General features: G+C 37.4%; 21 protein-coding genes and 2 tRNA genes. 12 read left to right on the top strand and 11 right to left on the bottom strand.

Annotated elements, in window-relative coordinates; genetic code table 11:
* Positions 1 to 52: 52 nt before the first annotated feature.
* A complete protein-coding gene (locus tag MIDI_RS08645) occupies positions 53 to 196 on the bottom strand; it encodes a hypothetical protein (RefSeq protein WP_160162227.1) in 144 nt (47 codons plus the stop codon).
* A 411-nt stretch (positions 197 to 607) separates the two neighbouring features.
* On the opposite strand from MIDI_RS08645, the gene MIDI_RS03580 reads away from it, so the two are divergent.
* Genes MIDI_RS03580 through gltX form a run of 3 tightly spaced genes read left to right on the top strand, consistent with a single transcriptional unit; the run spans position 608 to position 4456 of the window.
* A complete protein-coding gene (locus MIDI_RS03580) occupies positions 608 to 1162 on the top strand; it encodes a hypothetical protein (RefSeq protein WP_013951219.1) in 555 nt (184 codons plus the stop codon).
* Positions 1163 to 1206: 44 nt separating this feature from the next.
* Positions 1207 to 3081, top strand: a complete 1875-nt coding sequence (gene dxs, locus MIDI_RS03575) for a 1-deoxy-D-xylulose-5-phosphate synthase (RefSeq protein WP_013951218.1) — start codon at positions 1207 to 1209, stop codon at positions 3079 to 3081.
* Positions 3082 to 3100: 19 nt separating this feature from the next.
* The gene (gltX, locus tag MIDI_RS03570; RefSeq protein ID WP_013951217.1) at positions 3101 to 4456 is read left to right on the top strand and encodes a glutamate--tRNA ligase; all 1356 of its coding nucleotides are present in this window, start codon (positions 3101 to 3103) and stop codon (positions 4454 to 4456) included.
* 124 nt (positions 4457 to 4580) lie between these two features.
* Here gltX and MIDI_RS08640 read toward each other — a convergent pair whose 3' ends face one another.
* The 9 genes from MIDI_RS08640 to MIDI_RS03540 form a co-directional block, all read right to left on the bottom strand.
* Positions 4581 to 4814, bottom strand: coding sequence for a transposase (locus MIDI_RS08640; RefSeq protein ID WP_013951216.1), 234 nt, complete (start codon positions 4812 to 4814; stop codon positions 4581 to 4583).
* Positions 4815 to 4832: 18 nt separating this feature from the next.
* A complete protein-coding gene (locus tag MIDI_RS07100; RefSeq protein ID WP_041185411.1) occupies positions 4833 to 5018 on the bottom strand; it encodes a transposase in 186 nt (61 codons plus the stop codon).
* A complete protein-coding gene (locus MIDI_RS07960; protein WP_041185446.1) occupies positions 4978 to 5379 on the bottom strand; it encodes a hypothetical protein in 402 nt (133 codons plus the stop codon). The genes MIDI_RS07100 and MIDI_RS07960 overlap by 41 nt, the downstream gene beginning before the upstream one ends.
* Before the next feature lie 128 nt (positions 5380 to 5507).
* Positions 5508 to 5819 carry a hypothetical protein gene (locus MIDI_RS03555; protein ID WP_041185445.1) on the bottom strand — a complete coding sequence of 104 codons (312 nt, stop codon included), beginning with the start codon at positions 5817 to 5819 and terminating at the stop codon, positions 5508 to 5510.
* Between the two features lie 14 nt (positions 5820 to 5833).
* On the bottom strand, positions 5834 to 5986 hold the full coding sequence (locus MIDI_RS08635) for a hypothetical protein (protein WP_013951214.1): 153 nt from the start codon (positions 5984 to 5986) through the stop codon (positions 5834 to 5836).
* A 381-nt stretch (positions 5987 to 6367) separates the two neighbouring features.
* Positions 6368 to 6526 (bottom strand): hypothetical protein, encoded by a 159-nt coding sequence (locus MIDI_RS08630; RefSeq protein WP_160162250.1) that lies wholly within the window; start codon positions 6524 to 6526, stop codon positions 6368 to 6370.
* An 88-nt stretch (positions 6527 to 6614) separates the two neighbouring features.
* Complete coding sequence (locus MIDI_RS03550) at positions 6615 to 7583, bottom strand: polyprenyl synthetase family protein (protein WP_013951212.1); 969 nt, start codon at positions 7581 to 7583, stop codon at positions 6615 to 6617.
* Positions 7584 to 7796: 213 nt separating this feature from the next.
* Positions 7797 to 8132: a TrbC/VirB2 family type IV secretion system protein gene (locus tag MIDI_RS06315; protein WP_052567691.1), complete on the bottom strand. Its 336-nt coding sequence runs from the start codon at positions 8130 to 8132 to the stop codon at positions 7797 to 7799.
* 176 nt (positions 8133 to 8308) lie between these two features.
* Complete coding sequence (locus tag MIDI_RS03540; RefSeq protein ID WP_013951210.1) at positions 8309 to 8605, bottom strand: FtsB family cell division protein; 297 nt, start codon at positions 8603 to 8605, stop codon at positions 8309 to 8311.
* 112 nt (positions 8606 to 8717) lie between these two features.
* Between MIDI_RS03540 and secG the strand changes: the two genes are divergently transcribed.
* The 5 genes from secG to MIDI_RS09330 all read left to right on the top strand — a co-directional run bounded on the left by secG (position 8718) and on the right by MIDI_RS09330 (position 13781).
* On the top strand, positions 8718 to 9020 hold the full coding sequence (gene secG, locus MIDI_RS03535) for a preprotein translocase subunit SecG (RefSeq protein ID WP_013951209.1): 303 nt from the start codon (positions 8718 to 8720) through the stop codon (positions 9018 to 9020).
* A gap of 5 nt (positions 9021 to 9025) precedes the next feature.
* The gene (locus MIDI_RS03530; protein ID WP_013951208.1) at positions 9026 to 10675 is read left to right on the top strand and encodes a CTP synthase; all 1650 of its coding nucleotides are present in this window, start codon (positions 9026 to 9028) and stop codon (positions 10673 to 10675) included.
* 2195 nt (positions 10676 to 12870) lie between these two features.
* Positions 12871 to 12945, top strand: a tRNA-Glu gene (locus MIDI_RS03515).
* A 42-nt stretch (positions 12946 to 12987) separates the two neighbouring features.
* Positions 12988 to 13063, top strand: a tRNA-Phe gene (locus tag MIDI_RS03510).
* 277 nt (positions 13064 to 13340) lie between these two features.
* Positions 13341 to 13781 carry a hypothetical protein gene (locus tag MIDI_RS09330; protein ID WP_052567690.1) on the top strand — a complete coding sequence of 147 codons (441 nt, stop codon included), beginning with the start codon at positions 13341 to 13343 and terminating at the stop codon, positions 13779 to 13781.
* Between the two features lie 323 nt (positions 13782 to 14104).
* Here the strand turns inward: MIDI_RS09330 and MIDI_RS03500 are convergent, their stop codons facing one another.
* A complete protein-coding gene (locus MIDI_RS03500) occupies positions 14105 to 14506 on the bottom strand; it encodes a hypothetical protein (protein WP_013951205.1) in 402 nt (133 codons plus the stop codon).
* Between the two features lie 316 nt (positions 14507 to 14822).
* Between MIDI_RS03500 and MIDI_RS03495 the strand changes: the two genes are divergently transcribed.
* The 4 genes from MIDI_RS03495 to MIDI_RS03480 are packed head-to-tail and all read left to right on the top strand — an operon-like array spanning position 14823 to position 21612.
* Positions 14823 to 15113, top strand: a complete 291-nt coding sequence (locus MIDI_RS03495; RefSeq protein ID WP_041185442.1) for a VirB3 family type IV secretion system protein — start codon at positions 14823 to 14825, stop codon at positions 15111 to 15113.
* Positions 15114 to 15127: 14 nt separating this feature from the next.
* The gene (locus MIDI_RS03490) at positions 15128 to 17536 is read left to right on the top strand and encodes a VirB4 family type IV secretion/conjugal transfer ATPase (protein ID WP_041185441.1); all 2409 of its coding nucleotides are present in this window, start codon (positions 15128 to 15130) and stop codon (positions 17534 to 17536) included.
* 2 nt (positions 17537 to 17538) lie between these two features.
* A complete protein-coding gene (locus MIDI_RS03485) occupies positions 17539 to 20139 on the top strand; it encodes a TrbL/VirB6 family protein (RefSeq protein WP_041185440.1) in 2601 nt (866 codons plus the stop codon).
* Positions 20140 to 20145: 6 nt separating this feature from the next.
* The gene (locus MIDI_RS03480) at positions 20146 to 21612 is read left to right on the top strand and encodes a hypothetical protein (RefSeq protein ID WP_013951204.1); all 1467 of its coding nucleotides are present in this window, start codon (positions 20146 to 20148) and stop codon (positions 21610 to 21612) included.
* Positions 21613 to 21648: the final 36 nt, after the last annotated feature.

Here is a 21648-nt window from a genome sequence, read left to right as displayed (position 1 = left end):
GCCTTGCTCCCGTCACCTACCTTCAAAATCAATAATTTCACCCGCTCCTCTATCAACAGTAATCCATATAAAGGTGTACTCCCACTTCCATTCTTTGGTCTTTTTTTATATATGTGCACAGCTCCTCAATCTCTAGGACCTCGATATCCTTAAGTGACTTTGTGCTGTTGCAGCTCTTATCTAACTTTTCTTGCACATAGCGTCCCCCCGTCCTTCGATCCATGAAGATATTTGGCTGTTATGGATTCCAGTCAGTCTCTCTTATCGTCCTAATCCCGCAGTCCTCAAGATTAGGTTTTAAGTCTATCATTCATAGTGTATTTCTGTCGCTTATTACCTTCTCGGTAATTCTTTTTGCAATTCTTGCATCTATACCTCTGCTGTCCCTATACCACGCCATTCTTCACCTGCTCGAGAGCCACAATATTTACACTTGATTGTCCATTTCTACTCCACCTATTATACTATGAAGATATCATACCATCTTGTTGCCGTCTATAATTACCAGGCATTGCCAACGTTTGTGATTATTATTTATTGACTTCAGTTAAAATTGATCAGATAATGCTTGAATAGCCACCAAAATCATTCTATAAGGTAGAGACCTATGATTACAAATTATTTAGTAAATTTACACAGACCGCTGTCAAGTGTGTTACCTCATGCGTGGTATGCACAACGTCAGGCCAATTTAAGCGGGAAGAATAATTGTGCGAATAATACGGAGTTCCATAAGCAAGTTACAGGACTTCTAGAAAAGCCTACACTAGAAGGTAATGATACAAACGTTAAACTCTTATTAGCTTGTGTCCGTGATTATATTCATAATCTATTTGTAAGTTGCGCCCGGCAAGATCCTGATTCTTTTGTACGGCAAGCTAAGAAAGCGGTTCACTTTACTGATTATAATGCCCATGTCCAAAGGCTAACTGGCTGTAATTGTGGCAATGAAAGCCCTCTTGATACAGCAACCGCCACTCATTATGAAAGTAATCAAGATTCGCATTATTTCGGTCGCGAACCTAGCAAATACTCTAGTGAAGAAGGGTATATTCCAACAGAGAGTTATCCTGAGTATAAAGCAGAAGTACTTCTTCTCGGTTATGAAGGCGACGAAGGCTATAATATAATTTTGATTAATCCAACAATCTTTACTGATTAAAATGAATATGCTACAGGGGTGTCCGTAATGGCGTTGTTTTTTTGATGAGTTTGTTAGGTAGGGTTTCTTTGCCTTTTGATTTAAAAGGGCTTAAGATTGAGGACTTGAAGGTCCTGTCTGATGAGATCAGGGAAATGATTATTAAAATTGCTTCAGAAAAAGGAGGACATTTAGGTGCTAGCCTTGGTGTTGTTGAGTTAACAGTCGCTCTCCATCACATCTTCGATACTCCAGAAGACATACTGATTTGGGATGTAGGACACCAAGCATACCCCCATAAGATTCTAACCGGCAGAAAAGACCTAATGTCCACTATAAGGCAACCTGGTGGTATCGCTGGTTTTACTAAGCGTAATGAAAGTATATATGATCCCTTTGGCGCGGGACACAGTTCGACATCAATTTCTGCAGCTTTAGGGTTTGCTGCTGCTCGCGATATAAAGAAGCAGAATAATCACGTTATAGCAGTTATAGGAGATGGAGCAATGAGCGCAGGTATGGCTTTTGAGGCTCTTAATAATGCCTCAATGCTTAATACTAAAATGCTAGTTATTCTAAATGATAATAAAATGTCAATTGCTCCAGCGGTTGGGGCAATGAGTTCATATTTAGCAAAGCTTTTGTCATCAAGGCAGTACTACAAAGCTAGAAACATTGCAAAAAATGCACTACATTACACTCCCTTCTTTGAAAAAGTAGTAAAAAATGTACAAAAATGTACAAAGCGTCTAGCAACAGGCAGCAACTTCTTTGAAGAGATTGGCTTTCATTATATAGGACCAGTTGGTGGTCATAGCCTCGACCAGTTAATCCCAGTTCTAAGAAATATTCGAGATAATGATCAGGTTAATAAGCCAATTTTGTTGCATATAAGGACTGAGAAAGGTAGAGGTTTTGATTCTCCAGAAAAATCTTTGGAGAGTTATCATGCAGTTCTGCCGTTTGACTTGCAAACCAAAATTCAAAAAAAGCCAGAAAAATCTTACCTCAGTTATAGTAAAGTTTTTGCTAGCACTCTAACCAAGATAGCCAAAAAGAATAAAGAGGTCGTTGCAATTACTGCTGCTATGCCTTCGGGTACTGGGCTAGATTTAATGATTAAAGAATTACCAGATCAGGTTTATGATGTGGGTATTGCGGAACAGCATGCGGTAACATTTGCCGCAGGGCTTGCAGCTGCTGGAACTAAGCCGTTCGTTGCCATATACTCAACATTTTTGCAGCGTGCATATGATCAAATTATTCACGATGTTGCAATTCAGTCCCTACCCGTACGTTTTATGCTAGATCGAGCCGGGCTTGTTGGCGCTGACGGCCCAACTCATGCTGGATCTTTTGATTTAGCTTATTTATGTAACTTACCAAATTTTATATGTATGGCACCGAGCGATGAGGCTGAGCTTGCAAAAATGGTTTTCACTGCTTATCAAATAAATCACTGCCCTTCAGCGGTAAGATATCCAAAAGCTAAAACTAACTCTATTGAATTTAATTATGAACTAGAACCCTTAGAAATTGGTAAAGGCAGGGTGATACAGAAAGGAGAAAGAATAGCCATTTTATCTCTGGGGACTAGGCTTCAGGAATGCATTAAAACATCTGAAATGCTAAAAAAGGATGGATTTGATATAACAATTGCTGATGCAAGATTTGCTAAACCTATAGATACAGAGTTAATTAGAGATTTAGCTTCTTCTCATGATATACTATTAACCGTAGAAGAAGGAGCTATTGGCGGATTTGGCTCAAGTGTTGCCCAATTTTTGTTGAACGATGGTTTATTAGATGGCAAATTAAAATTTAGACTTTTGTGCTTACCAGATTATTTTATAGAACAAAATACAGTACAACAGATGTATGAAGAAGCTGGGTTAAATACCCGCGATATGTGCCAAACTATAAAAAATTTATTACCCTAAATAATTTAAAGAATAAAAAATGTCAGTAATAACAAGGTTTGCCCCAAGTCCAACGGGCTTCTTGCATATAGGCGGAGCAAGAACCGCTTTATTTAATTGGCTTTTTAGTAAGACAACCAATGGTAAATTTTTGCTTAGAATAGAAGATACCGACAGAGAAAGATCAACCCAAGAAGCAGTTGATGCAATTATCGAAGGTCTCAGATGGCTTGGAATAGAGTGGGATGGCGGAGTTGTAATGCAATTTTCGAGAAGTAAGCGCCATACTGAAGTTGCTGAACAACTTTTAGACACCGGTTTTGCATATAGGTGTTATTTATCAACTGAAGAAATTCAAAAGATAAGAGAAAAAGATCCTTATATTAAAATAGAAAGTCCTTGGCGAGATGGCGAAAGGTCAGCATCTTTAGGAGTTAAACCGACTATTAGATTAAAAGTAGATAAACATTCTCAAACAACCGTTGAAGATCAAATTAGAGGCTCTGTTACTATCTCTAACAACGAGCTAGATGATATGATACTACTAAGATCTGACGGGACTCCAACTTACATGTTGGCAGTTGTAGTGGACGATTATGATATGAACATTACGCATGTTATCAGAGGTGACGACCATTTTACCAACACATTTAGACAACAACAAATCATTAAGGCGCTTTCATGGCCTGTGCCGATATATGCTCATGTCCCTTTAGTTCATGGATCAGACGGAGCTAAGCTTTCTAAACGACATGGCGCCTTAGGAATCGATGCTTATAAGCAAGCAGGATATCTGCCCGAAGCAATTTGTAACTACCTTTTACGTCTTGGTTGGAGCAGCGGTGATTTAGAAATTATAACTAAAGAAGAAGCCGCTAAGTTATTTACGTTAGAAGGATTAAATAGAGCTCCGGCACGGTTTGATTATGAGAAACTAAACTTTTTAAATGCCTATTATATCAGCAAAAAGAGCGATGCAGATTTGCTAAAGTTATTAAAATTTGACGGTAAAGTTGTGCAAAAAAGAGTTGAAAAAGCTATAGGCGATTTAAAAATTAGAGCTAGCACTTTAATTGAACTTCAAGAGTTAGCTGATCTTTATTCTAAAAAGCAAAAACCTATAGATAATAAATCCCAAGAAATAATAAATGGCTTGAACAGGGCACATCTAGTAGAGATTAAAGGGGCATTAGAAGCATTAAGCAACTGGGAAGCTATCGAAATAAAAGGAGTATTAGACGGAGTTGCCACAAAAAGTGGTTTAAGTGGGAGTAAGATGATGCAAATCATGAGAGCTTCGGTCATGGGCAGTTTCAAGGGGCCTGCTATATACGAAACTATGGCAATTTTAGGTAAAGAGGAGGTGATAAATAGAATTCACAATTTAATAATTTAAGTCAAACTATTACGAGCAGACAATGCTATATCTCCTAAACTAAATTTTAAAATCGTCTTATAGCCTCTTTTCTTAAAGCCTTGCCTATCCTATTGAAATCTAAAGGATATATTAAAATAACCTCTCAAGTTTGACGTAAGGAGTATGCCCGTGAGCCTATTTTTCCATGAGATATATTGGGTTTGAAGACATAAGCCAAGAGCCCTGAGAAAGAGGTCTGCCAAGAAATTGTTTGGCGAGCGATGCCGTGGCGCTGGATTTGGCAAATCTCTTTCAATTGTCCGATGGCTGTTTCAATCAATCCACGCCCTGCAAGAAGCAGTTGTTTAAAAGCCGCAAGCCGGGTTTTGTTTTTCATTTAAGCCGTGTGATGAGCTCAATACCTTGATTGCTCAGTGTTTTTGCTTATATACCACCGATCTCCGAATAGAAGGCCTGTCAAATATTGAGTCAGTTTCTCGACAACGGCTCGATCATCTGTATTACCCGAAGTCAGTGTGAATGACATAATCTCTCCTTGATCATTGAGGCCAAAGAACCATCCGGGTCGACGTTTTCCCACGCTGAGCGACGCCTTTAAGGACCTTATTACGGCTAATACGTAAGTTATGACAAAACCTTCCAGCTTTTTGTTGAGTCAACGTACCTGTTTGTTTCCCTTTACAGCAATTCAGCAGAATGACCAACGGAATGACCGCGTCTCGCATCAGCTCAACAAAGCGATTGTAGCTGATAAGCTTCGGCAATTCCTCTCTGGGAGAGATTTGAAAACAGTTTAGGTAAAAATCTTTGAATCCGGTAATGCCCTCAAATGAAACAAAACGAGGATCGTTATAACTTCGGAAAGCATCATCCCAGACTCTCGTTCCCTTTGTCTCTGCGAGTTTCTTAAGGATCTTTGGTACGTGAGTTGTCGCTTGCAAAAATCATCAATCAAACAAAATATTTCTACTAGGGAAACCACTTTCCTTATTTATCGTGAAATTGAGAAGAACCTAACGGTTACACAGCTTCTTTAAAACCATATCAGATAATTTCTTTAAAACTTACCTCAAACTGGGGTTGGAATAAATACCAAACCTGCTGAGTAATCCTTCGGCTCCAAATTAATACTTTCTCCGGATAATTTAGTATTAGTCCAGTCACTGGATTTTCCATGTCTTGCACCTTCTACCAAATATTTAGGTTCAAGCTTTATCCAAGTTTTCTTTAAGCTTCCAAGATACTCAAAAGCTCGTGACACTGCTACATAGGAAAGTTTCACGATTGATTCATTATCAAGGCGAGCAATTTGGGTTGCATAACTTTTCGCTGGAGTTTTGGCAGCAAAACGAGCTAGTCCAGTAATCTCCTCCAGTGGCAAAGAAACTATTTTAGCTAATTGATTAATCCTTGGTTGTTGTTGCCGGTTGTCAACGTGCTTAAATACGCTTGCAATAAATTTGGTAGCAATACTAATACGGTATCTGGAACCATACTGCCAGCTATATTAAAGATATTTCCTATCTTAGCAATAGTTTCTACTCGCATGTTTTCTTTACCGACTAATATTTTGCTTAGCTCGTGTATTTCACTTTCAAAGTGCCGAAATAATTGTTATAAAATGCAACGACCTTACGGCAACTGCCACCAAAATAATCGCTTGCAGAAGCGGTAGTTTGATGAATAAAGGTTCTGCAGCTGGAAAGATTTCCCCTAGATACATATCATTTAGAGCCTTATCGCTAAGCTCGCTGCACATCCAAGCTGGTCTCACTTGAATTGCAGTAGGTAATTATCATCATCCGTAAAATCTGGAGTATTTTGTTTCCTTTTATATAAAATATAGCTGCCAACTACTAACCCTAATCCTATAATTCTGACAACCACGCTGCCTATTGCCGATGGGCTTGTAGAAGAGAGCTTGAGTAATCAAAAATTACATACGCCCCCTTGCCCTGTGTTGCTTCTACCACTTGGATTAGCCCAATGAGCTCCAATAATTTCAAGTCCTCTCTGCCCATCTCCATTGATGTCCCCTGCTGATGATATAGAAGACCCTGTCCAATCATTAGATAGACGTAATCCCATTAATTTACAAGCCCTAAAGAAGTTGACCCTAAGAGAGATTATCTAAATAATTATTTTTAAAAGCCGCGCTTTCTTCAAAGTAAATTTCTTACCTCATTCTTTGCAAAGAATCTTGGGCTAGCATATCCATATGGTGAACGAATTCGTTTTGCGGCAGTAGCTCTAGAGCGCTTAAGCATTTTTCTAGATACTTGTTAGCAATTGATTTTATTGCAGTGGTTATATCGTATTTATTTAAGAGATTTATTATTTTTGATAACTCATCAGCGCTTTTAATATCACTACGCGCAAAGACCTGACTTAAAAAATCTTTTTCTGCTTCACTACAATGGTTTTTAAGCAAAATAATGGGTAGAGTTACTTTATTCTCTAAAAAATCTCCTCCTATTTGTTTGCCTAGTGATTCTTCTTGGCCGAAATAGTCAAGATAATCGTCAATTATCTGAAAGATGATACCAAAATTTAGTCCGTAGGCATAAAGATGATCTACCTCATGGTCCTTAGCGCCTGAAACAATAGCACCAACTTGACAGGCAGCTGCAAACAGTATAGCAGTTTTTTCAGTAACCAGCTTTACATAATCATCTATTTGCATTTCAACCATTCCGATAAGCCTCAATTGGCTAACTTCAGCTTTTGAAATCAAGGAAGAAGCGGCGGCCAAACAATTAAGAGCTTGTAATGATTCGGTTTTTATCATTAGCTTGAATGCTTGGCTGAATAAATAATCACCGACCAATATACTGGTTTTATTTCCCCAAAGGTCATTAGCAGTTTGTAAGCCTCTTCTGACACTACTCTCGTCTACAACATCGTCATGAAGTAGAGTTGCAGTGTGTACGAATTCTACAGCTGCTGCGAGTGATACTGCATTTTCATTAGAATCTGAAAAAATTTTTGCAGATATTAACGTAAATAAAGGCCTTAATCTCTTACCACCTGCTTTGGCTATATGCTTGATTACTTCATTTACTAACATTTCATCAGCACCTTCCGCGGCATCAGTTATAATCTGGTCGATTTTCAGTATTTCTGATTTAAGTTTGCTGCTTACCATTGCCAAATTACACCAATTCCCATCTGAAACTCTATCGCTCGTCGCTTGGGTATTGTCTATACACTTTGCTCCTCGCTTCTTGTACGTCTGGAGAGTGGTATTATTCATCCTAAAAATCACCTAATACTGTTAAGACTGCTATAGCATATTTATTGATGACTTTTATGGCAAATAAAAAATACCGTAGAAAGAAGTTTTTTAACTAGCTTAACTTTAAGAGCATATAGCGCCAGTTCCACCAGATAAGATATTAACTACATCCCTTGCTCCAAAGATAACTCCCATTCCAACCGCAAGAGCTATTGCAACACCCCAGGTCACCTTGCCAAGGAGTAACATTATACCAAGAGAAATTACTATAATTATCGTAATAGCCCTTCCGATTGGTCCAGTCAATTGGTTGATTGCAGCACACATGACATTTGTAACCATAGTCATGTCATTATCTGCGGCCCAAGCATTTTTTGCAGCTATAATCAAAACTGCAATGCTAAGCCAGAGCATCAACTTAACTGATATGTCACAACTTCTTATGCCTAATATATTCATGTATCCTCATAATATGATTTGTATTCAAAATTTTTGTCTCAACTTTTTGTAAGTTGATTCAACTAATTATGAGCAGACTAGCATACTTAAAGTTGTATACCAATACCTAGAATTGAAAATATTTCAATTCTTTGTTTAAGTCACTGATTTTTATTGCTTTTAAACATAGGGGATTTTTAATATTTAAGAATAAAACACCTTTCGTTTTTGTGGATTAACCCTAATTCTTTACGCGCTAGCTCGTCCAAAAAATCCATATCCGTCTTTTTAGGGTTTAATAGTTGCACCTTTTTTTCGATTTTTTCTCTAGTAATAATCAGTTCATTAAGCTGATCGTGTGATTGCGCTAGAGATTTTTTCAAGTTTAAATACGCAATTAGACCTCTACTACCAATTATTGTATGATAAATGAAGTAAACCAGTAACAAGAATAAACAAAAATTTACCGTAGATTTTATTGTAACACTTTTCATAAGTTTCTTTTATTTAGTGAAAAAAACATTGCAATTATTGATGATTAGTAATACTATCTCGTTGATATTACTCACAGTGATTTTGCCTCATAGTATATAATAAAAAAGTTTTATGTTAACCTTGTTGTTAGTTTTGCAATTCGTCGTTGTTGTTTCTTTAATTCTAGCTGTATCGTTACAACAAAGCAGCTCTGATGGTGTTTCTGGACTTGCTGGAGGTGGGCATGGCATTGTTTCTAGCAAAGCATCTGCAAACTTTATTACTAAAACTACTTTTATACTAGCTTTTGTGTTTATGATAAATAGCCTCTGTTTGGCTAAGTTGACTATAATGGATTTACAAAAATCTGGCAAAATCATAGAGTCGATTAAAGAAGCAGTGAATCAAGATCCTGTAGTGCCCATTTCACAATAAAAATTATGTGTCGATATATCTTTATTACAGGCGGAGTCGTTTCTTCGCTAGGGAAAGGAGTATGTGCAGCGAGTATAGCGGCACTATTGCAGGCTCGCGGCCGCCGCATTAGATTAAAAAAACTTGATCCATATTTAAACGTGGATCCTGGGACTATGAGCCCATATCAGCATGGGGAAGTTTTTGTTACTGCTGATGGTGCAGAGACGGATTTAGATCTTGGGTACTATGAAAGGTTTACGGATATTTCTGCTTCTAGAAATGATACTATAACCAGTGGCAAGATTTATGAAAAACTTATAGGTAAAGAGAGAAGGGGAGAATACCTCGGGGGGACGGTGCAGGTCATACCTCATTTAACAAAATTGATAAAAGATTTTATTAGATTTGGTGAATCTGAGGTGGACTTCATGATATGCGAGATAGGAGGTACAGTAGGGGATATAGAGGCTCTGCCTTATCTTGAAGCGGTAAGACAAATTAGATATGAGCGCGGTAGTGCTAATATTATGTGTGTACATTTAACTTTGCTGCCCTATATTGCAACTGCTGGCGAGCTTAAAACTAAACCTACCCAACATTCTGTTAGGGAATTAAGATCTATAGGAATTCAACCAGATTTGATAATATGTAGAGCTGATAGAGAAATTCCAGAAACTTTATTGCATAAGATAGCAGTTTCTTGTAGCGTGCCAGAAAATAGGGTAATTGCAGGCATCGATCAAAAAACCATATATCATGTTCCCCTTTCTTATTATAAGCAAAATGTTGATAAACAGATTATAGAATATTTTGGCTTAGAGCATAATGATAAAATCAACTTGGAGAAATGGCACTTAATTGAAAGCGGAATTACTACGCATGAAAGGAGCGTGAATATAGCAATTGTTGGTAAATATAATCAATTACAGGATGCTTATAAGTCTCTTTTGGAAGCCTTTTTGCATGCAGGTATCCACTATAAATGTAAAGTTAATTTAGTACGGATTGATGCGGATGAACTTGATTCTCAAATCTATAGGCAGTTAGATAACGTTGACGGGATCATGATCCCAGGTGGTTTTGGGACGCGAGGTATAGAGGGGAAGATGAATGCTATTGAATATTCCAGAAAAAATAAAATTCCTTTATTTGGCATATGCCTTGGTATGCAGTTAATTGCTATAGAATTTGCGCGTAATGCTCTAGGAATAAGAGATGCAAATTCTACAGAATTTACGAGTGATTGCTCTAATGTGATTGATTTGATGGTTAATTGGTATAAGGGCGAAGAAAAAGAAACTCGTACTCGAGTGTCAAATTTAGGTGGCACCATGCGCCTTGGCAATTATGAAAGTTCTTTGACTAGCGGGAGTAAAATCCAGGGGATCTATAAGCTTGAGAGAGTTTTGGAACGTCATAGACATCGATTTGAATTTAATATAAACTACAAAAATGATTTTGAGCAGGCAGGTATGAGAGTAGGCGGAACCTCGGCTGATGGGAATTTGGTTGAAGCTCTAGAACTGGAAGGGCATCCTTGGTTTATAGGAGTACAGTTTCATCCAGAATATAAGTCCCGGCCATTCAGCCCTCATCCTTTGTTTTTATCTTTTGTTGGAGCTTTGATAGAGCGAAGTGAGAGCATGGGTGAAAGCAAGGTTAGGAAGATTTAATAAGCCTATGTTGTTGCTCATTGCATTACCTTCTTGCTCATTCTACTTGTCTTGCTTTTTTATTTTGTCCTTTTTGCCTACTTGGAACGGAGCAGTTCAGTGTATCCAAGCAGCTTCTGATGATATTAAAAATCAAGTGGTTGTGAATATACAAACAATGCAATTGCTAATTTAGGTACAGGTAGCATATCTGCTAATGGAGACAATACTGAACCAACCAGAATTATTACTGATTTCAACAAAAAAATCTTAGGCTTTTAAAATCATAAGCTTAGAACAAAAACTGCAGGAAATTGGTGAGAAATCAAAGGAATTGCAGAAATTGTATTAATCCAACAAATCTAGAATTAACAACAGCTAATTTAGCAATAATGCGGGAAACCTATATAGCTAAAGAACAATTGCGGCTTTTATAAAAATATTCCGAATTAGAAGATGTAAAACTAAATTTGAAAGAAGCTGGAGCAGCAAGCACAGAAGCTGTAACTGATAAACTCAGCAATCAACTTAACAAATTAAACCTTGAGATAAAAAAAAACAAAACTTGTAATATTGAAAGCTGAAAAATCTAGTAGTGCTCATAGTGATCTTAGTAAAGCCATTTTGGCTAAAATCGCAAGAATAAGACCAAGAAATTGCTAATAAAAGTGCGGAGTCACTATCAATGATATTCTTTATCCAGATAGCCTAATAAGCTTTTTATTGACTTAGATCAAAGTGATACTACGTATGCAAGAGAAAACTTATCATATGATATAGCAATCGAATGCCTTGAAAGTGTGAGTTATGCCATTAGTAATAGACAAGCTAATCTTTACAGCAGAGGACCTAGAAGCAATAACTCGTTCATTCCCAACTGCGGGCCGTATTTAGGGAAGTACTTAAAGAAATCTTACGACTATATATAGGCATTGAAGGAAATCTAGATGGTGTAAATTCTTTAATTAAGATACTAATCGCAGCTCTAAAATCGTCACAATCTGTAAATCATTTAAGACATAAATACAATATAGATTTCAAATCTTCTATTCATGCTTTAGCAGAAAAAGATAGGCAATATAGCCCAAACAAAAGAAGCTAGCACTAAGGAAGAAGTGAAAACTCAAAACGATAAAAGATTATAAAGAGCTAACAGCAAAATTAGAAGCCTTAAAGGTCGAACTCCAAAAACTCGGTATTGCAGTTGCTGATTTCGATCTTATTCGTTATCTTGCTTCTCCATTTGAACATTCAATACCCCCCGCAGGCATACACTTTATAGAAACAGAATTTGATCGAGCTCTGAAAGCTCAAGGTGGCACAATATCTCTTGAGACAATAGAAGATCAGCTAGCAATGGAAGCAGCTGCTCAAAAAGAGTTCTTGCAGATGCTTCAGCTTATTCTGCTTGCCCCCCTCCTGCTAGCTTAGAGTCTTTAGTAATAGATGAGCTGCAGAGTGCAGATAGCGATCGCACTGTCACCGATGAAGGACAATAGCAGCTAGTTTCCTTACTTCTCTTGTAACAAATTCTACAGGTAGCTTCTTGCAAGCTATACAGTAGCTTATATGACAAGCTCTCAGATTCAGCCAAATGAAGATAGCTTTGGATATTCAATCATAAACAAGATAACTCAGTTTGTAGAGAGTGGAAGAACACTTATCATAAGCACCATGTTATCAAAATCACCTCTAGATATTAGTATGCCTTTAGGCTCTGGTAAAATACCAAGCGCAGATACTTGGTTCTAATAATAATCCTGATGGCGGCCCAGGCGGCAGAAGCAGCACTGGTTAAGGTTCTTCTGCTTACGAAAAAGGCGATGGAAATAGTGAATATTCAGATAGTTCACTTATAATTACCGATAATAACACAGATGCTTCAGTTGTATCAAATGAAGAAGCTAACACAGGGTTAATTGTAAATACGTTAATCACTTATCTACAAGGAAATCTTGACGCACAAAACAACAATACTCATATCGAGCAAGTTCCTCTTATACCAATGGGTTACTTGACGCAGGTTAAGCAACCTTCTTCTATAAAAGTTATAACTTTTATAGGCCTTTTAAATATCTGCGGTAACGCACTGCTTTTTCTATGCTTATAGAATATATAGTTCATTAAATTTATTATCAGCAGTACTTTATTACAAAAAATGCATATTTAAACTTGCTTCTAAAATTAAATCGTTATATTAATGATTCCACGAGTTTGACCCCTTCGTCTAGCGGTTAGGACTCCACCCTTTCACGGTGGCAACGCGGGTTCGAGTCCCGCAGGGGTTGCCATCTAAAATGCTTTAAAAAACAAACCTTCAAGTAGTTTAAAAAGCCCAGATAGCTCAGTCGGTAGAGCAAAGGACTGAAAATCCTTGTGTCGGTGGTTCGATTCCGCCTCTGGGCACCATTTAAACACGTGTTCAAAATATAAATTCCCACTGTAAGCTTCAATTCTGCGCTAAAATGCATACAGGAATATGACTAAAAGCGGTATAAGAAGAGTATGAGAGGAGAGTAAATCAGCTCTCCAACTCGTCCATAGTAACCCCAGTTTGAGGTAAGTTTTAAAGAAATTATCTGATATGGTTTCAAAGAAGCTGTGTAACCATTAAGTTTCTCTCAATTTCACGATAAATAAGGAAAGTGGTTTCCCTAGTAGAGATATTTTGTTTGATTGATGATTTTTGCAAGCGACAACTCACGTACCAAAGATCCTTAAGAAACTCGCAGAGACAAAGGGAACGAGAGTCTGGGATGATGCTTTCCGAAGTTATAACGATCCTCGTTTTGTTTCATTTGAGGGCATTACCGGATTCAAAGATTTTTACCTAAACTGTGTTCAAATCTCTTTCAGAGAGGAATTGCCGAAGCTTGTCAGCTACAATCGCTTTGTTGAGCTGATGCGAGACGCGGTCACCCCGTTGGTCATTCTGCTGAATTGCTGCAAAGGGAAACAAACAGGTGCGTTGACTCAACAAAAAGCTGGAAGGTTTGTCATAACTTACGTACTAGCCGTAATAAGATCTTTAAAGGCATCGCTCGCCAAACAATTTCTTGGCCAAAACCTCTTTTTCTCAGGGCTCTTGGCTTATGTCTTCAAACCCGGTATATCTCATGGAAAATAGGCTTGCGGGCCTACTCCTTACGTCAAACTGAGGTTAATGGTATACATGTGTTCCAGCTTGCTCTTTGACCCGATCTTCTCTGGCAGCTTTTAATTGGTTTAAAGCAATCATTTGACGTTTTAGAGCTTCATTTGCCACTTTAAGGTGTTTGAGGCTTTCTACTTCACCTTGTAAGCTTAGCTTTGTTTGAATTAAATCTGTAGAGAGATTTGTCTTTTGGTGTTGCGTGCAACGTAATTAACTCCTCAATTAAATTTTTAAGTTAATATTACAATACCACAGACTTATCCTACAGCACTAAAAGTTGATTTGCAACTTTTATATTACTTGATTGATAAATATATCCGTGTGCTGTCTAAGATTATATTTTCCATATTCTTTTTGGTTTCAAGAGTTTGGTCTTCTGCTATAAGATCAAGAAAATTTTTTATTTCATTTTTTATATTTTCTGATTCATTATCATATTTTTTTTTAAGTAAAAAACAGGGAGCAACTGCAGAGAAGGCTATAGGTATATTGCCGCTTGAGACATATTTAAATACAAGGCTAAGATATCTTAGTGTACCCAGAGAGGCAACATTATTTATTTCTGTATCGTTTTCATTTTCGTACAAGCATAATTCTTTTAGACAAAAATAATGCATTTTTTCTAACATGGTGAAGGCTTTTGTTCCTTCAATCGCGAAAGATAGCAGCAATTTGATTGAATTTGCTATACCTTTCATAATAAGAATCTCTTCGCTCTTAGGGCACAAGTAATTTGCATCTGTTTGTATGTTTGTATGAGAAATAACTTTATCGAAGAATGGCATAAATTAGTAAAATTTATTTCGGAGAAAAAAGGCTTACACATCGGTTAAGTTAGCGCAACCATTGGTGGTATTATAAAATTTTGCAGCGCAGCATAATGTTTATATAACAAAATGTTAGTCGAATGTAAATATTATCTAATTTATAAAGAATAAATTAAGATTGACAATAAGTGCTCAAAAGCTAATCCTTTTATATGTGCTATGAAAATAGGTAGAAGGAGTAAGTTTTATGAGTGGTGTAGTAAAGGCAGATCCACTTTTTGTAGGATTAACGCGTCCTCCGATGCTTTTTGGAGTGAGCTATACTTTTGCGATACTAAATGGTATGGCATGTATGTTATTGTATATCAGTACATCCAATTTTAAATATTTAGTCTCAATGTTTCCTATACATGCTTTAGGATATTATCTTTGCTCAAAAGAACCGTTATTTATAGAGCTTTTTAAGGTTAGGGCAGAAAAGTGTTCTCGGAGTAAAAATAGATTGTTCCATGGAGCAAATTCTTATGACGTCTATTAAGATTGGTTGCTAACATGGTAAAGTTTTTACGCACTAAAATAGAAAGACAATATATTGCCCAGAACGAATATCCAGTAAGTGGCTTTATACCTTATATTAATCATTTTAATGATACTACAGTTTATACAAGAAATAACCAGTTAGTACAGGTGGTAAAAGTAGGAGGCTTTTCTTTTGAAACCGCAGATGATGAGGACTTGGATATAAAAAAAACCATTAGAAATCTGCTTTTTAAAGGTATGAGTGATAATAATATTGCTTTATATTTTCATATCATAAGAAAGGAGCATCAAGCTTATCCTGAAGGTTATTATAATATTGATATGCCAGAGGGCTTTGCGAGTTATCTTGATCAAAAATGGTGTAAACGCCATCAAACTAGAAGAGCTTATATAAATGAACTTTATATATCAATTATAAGAAAGGGAATTAGCTCAAAAAGCTCAGTATTTGATAAATTATTTAGTTTCATCAGTGCATCCTATGGTAAGGAATGGTACAAACCACTCTGGGGAGCTTATGAACAATTGGAAGAAGCGACGGGCCGTGTTGTAAATTCTTTAAGAGAATACGATGCAAGAATTCTTGGTATCGAAAAAGTTGGAGATAAACATTACTCAGAACCCGCAGAATTTTTTGCTAAAATAGTGAACTGTGGCCAAGAATCAAAGATATTATTCACCCCCTATAATATGAATTCTACAATTGGTGGACAAAGGTTATACTTTGGTTCTCGCGCTATTGAAGCAAAATTACAAAATGGTAAAAGTAAATTTGCTGGGATTGTGAGTGTCAAAGAATATGGACCAAAAACCTGGGCTGGCATGCTGGATTCCTTCTTACGTATGCCTTTTGAGTTTGTCATCACTCAATCTTTTCAGTTTGCTAATAGACAAGCATCGATAAACAGAATGCAGTTGCAGCAAAATAGGATGATTCAAGCAGGCGATAAAGCTGTCTCTCAGATCATGGAAATTAGTGAAGCGCTCGATAAAGCAATGGGAGGAGAAATAGCCTTTGGTACGCATCATTTAACCGTAATGTGTTTGACTGATAGTCCAAAAGAACTTGAAAATATTTTATCTATGTCAGCTGTAGAATTGACAAATACAGGAGGTATCGGGGTTAGAGAAAAAATTAATATGGAGCCAGCATTTTGGGCTCAATTACCTGGAAATTTTGATTTCATTGTTAGGTCCTCTACAATAAATACCATGAATCTGGCGTCATTTAATTCATTGCATAATTACCCAACAGGTAGACCTAAGAAAAATCACTGGGGAGACGCGGTTACTGTTCTTGACACTACTTCTGGTACTCCTTATTACTTCAATTTTCACCTTCGCGACGTTGGGCATACTACCATCATAGGGCCCACGGGCTCTGGTAAGACCGTGATGATGAATTTTTTGTGTGCTCAGGCGCAAAAGTTTAAGTGCAGGCTATTCTTTTTTGATAAGGACCGCGGCGCTGAAATTTTTATCAGAGCGCTGAATGGACATTATACAGTAATAGACCCAGCACAGGCTTGTAATTTAAATCCTTTATTATTACCAGATACGGGTGAAAATAGAACGTTCTTATTAGATTGGCTAAAACAGCTAGTATCGGTTAATGGTGAAGTCATAACCGCCGAAGATATCGCTGCACTAAATACATCAATTAATGGTAACTACAAGCTTGATAAATCAAATAGAGGCTTAAGCAACATTGCTCCATTTTTAGGGTTGGAAGGACCAGGGAGCCTTGCAAGCAGAATGGCTATGTGGCACAGCGGTGGTTCACATGCAAAAATCTTTGATAATCCTACCGACACCATAGATTTTGACGAGGCTAATATTTTTGGTTTCGAGATGGCCGAATTACTTAAAGATAAGGCGAGTCTTGGGCCTGTTTTAAGTTATATTTTTCACAAAATTAACTTATCGCTGGATGGTACTCCAAGTATGATAGTTTTGGATGAGGCCTGGGCGCTAATTGATAACCCAATATTTGCTCCCAAAATTAAAGACTGGTTAAAAGTTCTGCGTAAACTTAATACTTTTGTGATTTTTGCAACTCAGAGCGTGGAAGATGCAAGCAAAAGCGCGATAAGCGATACCTTAATACAACAAACAGCAACCCAAATCTTTCTTCCTAACCTAAAAGCTACTGAAGTGTATAAGACAGCATTTATGCTTAGTGAAAGAGAATATCAATTAATCAAAACTACTGATCCAGGGAGCAGATTCTTTTTAGTGAAGCAAGGTAATAATGCTGTAGTAGCGCGTATAGATTTGTCTAGTATGCCAGACATAATAAATGTTTTATCAGGTAGAGCAGATACGGTGATTGTGCTGGACGAAGTAAGAAAGGAATATGGGGATGATCCAAATGTTTGGTTACCGAAGTTTAATAGCAGATTAAAAGAATTGAAGGAATAGTTATGCAACACATAATAAAAAAATTCCAACTTTTTTTTATTATAATGCTCCCCATTTTAATGTTAAATGGCAGAGCACTTGCATTTGACTCTATGATTGAATTTGAATCTCGTTCAGTGACTGATTCTGGATTTGGTTATTTAGGTAACATAGACAATTGCTTTACAAGTGGGAAAGCTACATGGCCTTGGGAATATGGAGCTTTTAACAATACCTGTATTCCAACAATGCTCAGCAAAAATAAAAATAGCTGTAAAGATGGGGGTGTTGGTGGCCTTGCTCTAATAACAAACGTGGGGAGAGGAGTGGTTTATGCGGCCATGCTTACTGCTGTGCCGTTTGGTACTATATTTGCCTTACTTGCTATGGGTATAGAATATGTAATCATGATAGATCTTTGTACCAATGCCTATATAGTAGCTCCTCATGAATATATAAATTTTGAGCAAGGATGGGTACAATGTGAAGAAAAGGGGTCAAACTTAGTATTAAATACTCATCCAAATGCGCTTACTGCAGTGGATGTACCTTTTTATTATCATTGTGATCCTTTCTATGACCCAGACACTGGCACAACTTTAAAATCAGGAGTAGAGGAAGATGAAGCCTTAATTGGAAGGACTTGGGGATATATGGGAGCAGCTTCTCCTTATTGTGCAGGCGATGCGGCCAAATATGCCAAAAAAGATATGGTTGGTAAGGTGGTGGTGCATTATGTATCGGGATGGGATAGATTTTGGAGCGGCCTGAACAGGTGCAGAGCTGGAGGCCAAGGAAGTCCAAAAAGGCAGGAGCTTATATTGGCTGCAAAAAAATCTGATAACGATAAGTACCAGCTCCCTGCGCATTATCACGCGTATTATAGATTTGTATCTGGAGTTGGTAAGGTACAGTTATGCGTGGTTACTCCTTATACATTATTACCAATAAGAATTGGGTGTAGCTATGTGCCGCCCCCTGCTGATGATCTTGATTTAGATGAATTCTTAAAAGTCTACTTACAAGATACTAGGTGCTATTATTTTATTACCGGACGAAGTGATTTGAATGCTTTGGGTAAATCCTTACGGGATACTGATGAGCTTGGGATTCAAAAGAAATACGTGAAGGATTTCTTAAGCAGTGACATGCATATAATTAGCACGGTAATTGGTTGTATGCAGGATTTATTGGTGAAGGTGTTTATTGAGCCTAGTGGAGTGAATGTTAATGGGCAAAAACCGTTTTTCCAAATTGTTCAAGAGCGTTTAAAACAGATAGTGTATGCGGTACTAGTATTGTATGTCACCTTAGTTGGTATAAAGATTATCACTGCAGCTGAGTTACCGCAAAGAGGCGAGTTAATAATGTATGTAGTAAAGTTTGGGCTAGTTCTTTATTTCGCAACTGGTAATGCTTGGTATGAAGTTAAAAATGGAGAGAAGGTGGGGTTGTATCCAGCGCTCTTATCTGCTTCTAGTGAGATAGCAGGGTTTTTTATGGGCGCGCAGAATGATAATGATCCAATAGGTTTTTGCCAATATCAATTCGAGGGCTTTAATCTGTTTGGAGAAAGGGAAATACCGGTATCTGCTGCCATACAATCAAGTGGAACAGGGGACGCTTCTTCTGGTTATATACTAAATCAAGCTTTACAGCCTACGATGGGCTTTAAGGATAAAGTAAAAATCACTGTTTGGGATCTGATAGACTGTAAGTTGTTGAATTACCTGAATCTGGGCTCATGTAAGTACACTATTGCAGGTCTTATAGGAGTATGGATAATATCAGCAGCAATTTTGGTTAGTATGGAAGGATTCCTGCTTGGTGTCGTATCGTTTATATATTGCCAAATGTTATTACTAGTAATATTTAAATTTATACATATTTTCATACTATCAATGTTTGTACTTACAATATTGGTTTTAGTCTCTCCTATAATTATTTGTTTCGCTTTATTTGATTACACAAAAAGCATTTTCCAAAAATGGATGCAATTGATAATTGGTTATATTTTATATCCTGCATTATTATTCGCTTTTATAGCCTTGATGCTTGCAACTTTTGATTCGGTATTTTTTGGTGATATAGACCTAGTCAACAATAGAAATGACATAAAGAAAGCTTGTGCTGGAGTTGATTCTGTATTTTGTACTACTTATGAAGCAGTGGGAGCAGATCCTTGTGGTGCTAATCTTGGGAATATTAATGGTACTCTGACTGAAACTCTTGATTTAGGTCCTCTTGGCAAATTTACCATCCTAAAAGATATCTTCGTTGGTACCTATCTTGATGCTGTTTTAAAATTAATGTTATTTGCCTTTCTCTTCTATTTATTTCTTGGATCGGTCTCGGGCTTCTTAGCTATATTAACAGGAGTGCAGGATTTAGGAAGTATGGCCAAAGGAAGTATTAATATCGCAGCAATCATGGCTGCAGCTGGTAGTGGTGGTGGAGCGGCTGGTGGTGCCAGTGCTGCTGCAAATGAGAGTGGTGGAGTCAACAAGGGCGGAGGTGAAGGTGGTAAAGAAGAAGGTGGTGGCGGAGATAAAGTGCGTGAAGGGATTAGTGCTGCTGGTAGTGGAGGAGGTGGCGGTGGTGGAATGCCTGGGGGTGGTAGTTGATAGATTATGCTTCATCTCAATTCGTCATTTATCACCCTTTTTATCCTTACGTTGTTAAGCATTTTCTATACGAATGCCAATGCCGCGCTATATTCTGATTGCGTATATAGTTGGGAGTTCGGCGACGAAGATCGAAAATTAGTTATAGTTAGGCCTATCGGTCAGATATGCTATAAGAGATGTCAAAATGAGTGTAACTCTTTTGCGCGCGGTAAAAATGATGCCGATCTCAGGAAGGATAAAGATGCTTATAATAGTGCAATCAATGGGGTTGGTGATGATTTGAATGCTGACATCATAGATTCTTGTATTGCAGCTTGTCAAAAGGGCGATTTTTTTAAAAGCAAGTACAGAGATTATGATGAAAATCACAACGTAGTTTGGAAAGATGAAATTACTACAAAGGCGGCTTGTGGTACTAGTGGGATTTCAAGTGCAAATTATAATTATTATCAATCTGATCTAGTAATTGATCCCACTAAGAATCAAAAGATCAGAATCAAGATGCTGGATGAGAGTGGGCAAAGTGAAATTGGTAGCTCTATATATCTTTGTGGCTTTAAGACAATGAAATTGACTCCGGTGTGGAACTCTATGCTCAAAAGCAAATGGCCTGATGGTGCTACAGTTAACGGAAAAATCACAAATGATAAAGAGAATTGGCATGCAAGAAACTATTATTGGACTGATACTGAAATAGATATCAAAGATGGAGATTATCTGGAGCTACGATATGGCGGTAATTATATGTTTCAACCTTATTCAATAGGGTACAGTTCTCCTTTTAATCAAAGCCTACAAGTTTGGAAACCGGAAGCTTTTGGTGGCAGTTTTTTTGGCAATTGGAAATCTATAGAGTTGACAGGATCTCAGTTTAAGTTAGCCGAAATCAATATATTAAGTAGAGATAAAGATGGGATACCAACCTCAATTGATTATAGTAATATTGAGGCAGTAAATAACGCCAATAATGCCCTGGATTGGTATGGACTGAAGGGACGTATCTGGTCAGAAACTAGGCCATTATCGAGTGACTATAATATTACAACTTTTGAAAGCGATTATGGCAGCTCTCTTGGAATGTCTATACTGTCATGGATTACAGATCCCACAGAATCTGATAATCCAACTAAGCGGAGCAAAGAGAGGGTAAGAATGTTATCATTTTCTGGGGTTCTGCAAGGGTTTTCGGATAAGTATATTAGATTGGCATTAAGGCATTATGACAACCCTAATGTGCCAGTTGGCATGGGGAGCACCACTGACTATGCTGATAACTTAGGAGGGATAGATGTCACAATAAAATGGCGTGGTTGTAATTTTCGCTCAGGCGAGAGGCTGCAATATGCAATAATTCCCGTGAACAGCTCCGGAGAATATTTACCAGATTCACCCAACATAGACTGGCAAGATGTTGATATAAAATCAGATTTTTTTCCAGCTGTTGGAAAGGAAAAGGTAACGTGTTTTTAGAATAAAAGATTGGACCTGGACTATAGTAAGGGGTTA

Origin of the sequence: Candidatus Midichloria mitochondrii IricVA (assembly GCF_000219355.1) — a bacterium.
GTDB classification, from domain to species: domain Bacteria; phylum Pseudomonadota; class Alphaproteobacteria; order Rickettsiales; family Midichloriaceae; genus Midichloria; species Midichloria mitochondrii.
Note: the sequence above shows the minus strand (reverse complement) of the source record. Positions and strands in the feature narration are given on the sequence as shown.

Bases quoted from the DNA above. Each gene is read 5' to 3' on its own strand.
- MIDI_RS03480 (WP_013951204.1), top strand. From the start codon at position 20,146: ATGCTTCATCTCAATTCGTCATTTATCACCCTTTTTATCCTTACGTTG.
- MIDI_RS03490 (WP_041185441.1), top strand. From the start codon at position 15,128: ATGGTAAAGTTTTTACGCACTAAAATAGAAAGACAATATATTGCCCAG.
- dxs (WP_013951218.1), top strand. From the start codon at position 1,207: ATGAGTTTGTTAGGTAGGGTTTCTTTGCCTTTTGATTTAAAAGGGCTT.
- MIDI_RS08640 (WP_013951216.1), bottom strand. From the start codon at position 4,814: ATGAAAAACAAAACCCGGCTTGCGGCTTTTAAACAACTGCTTCTTGCA.
- MIDI_RS03550 (WP_013951212.1), bottom strand. From the start codon at position 7,583: ATGGTAAGCAGCAAACTTAAATCAGAAATACTGAAAATCGACCAGATT.
- MIDI_RS03500 (WP_013951205.1), bottom strand. From the start codon at position 14,506: ATGAAAGGTATAGCAAATTCAATCAAATTGCTGCTATCTTTCGCGATT.
- MIDI_RS03540 (WP_013951210.1), bottom strand. From the start codon at position 8,605: ATGAAAAGTGTTACAATAAAATCTACGGTAAATTTTTGTTTATTCTTG.
- secG (WP_013951209.1), top strand. From the start codon at position 8,718: ATGTTAACCTTGTTGTTAGTTTTGCAATTCGTCGTTGTTGTTTCTTTA.
- MIDI_RS08635 (WP_013951214.1), bottom strand. From the start codon at position 5,986: ATGCGAGTAGAAACTATTGCTAAGATAGGAAATATCTTTAATATAGCT.
- MIDI_RS06315 (WP_052567691.1), bottom strand. From the start codon at position 8,132: ATGAATATATTAGGCATAAGAAGTTGTGACATATCAGTTAAGTTGATG.
- MIDI_RS03485 (WP_041185440.1), top strand. From the start codon at position 17,539: ATGCAACACATAATAAAAAAATTCCAACTTTTTTTTATTATAATGCTC.
- gltX (WP_013951217.1), top strand. From the start codon at position 3,101: ATGTCAGTAATAACAAGGTTTGCCCCAAGTCCAACGGGCTTCTTGCAT.
- MIDI_RS08630 (WP_160162250.1), bottom strand. From the start codon at position 6,526: ATGGGATTACGTCTATCTAATGATTGGACAGGGTCTTCTATATCATCA.
- MIDI_RS03530 (WP_013951208.1), top strand. From the start codon at position 9,026: ATGTGTCGATATATCTTTATTACAGGCGGAGTCGTTTCTTCGCTAGGG.
- MIDI_RS03580 (WP_013951219.1), top strand. From the start codon at position 608: ATGATTACAAATTATTTAGTAAATTTACACAGACCGCTGTCAAGTGTG.
- MIDI_RS03495 (WP_041185442.1), top strand. From the start codon at position 14,823: ATGAGTGGTGTAGTAAAGGCAGATCCACTTTTTGTAGGATTAACGCGT.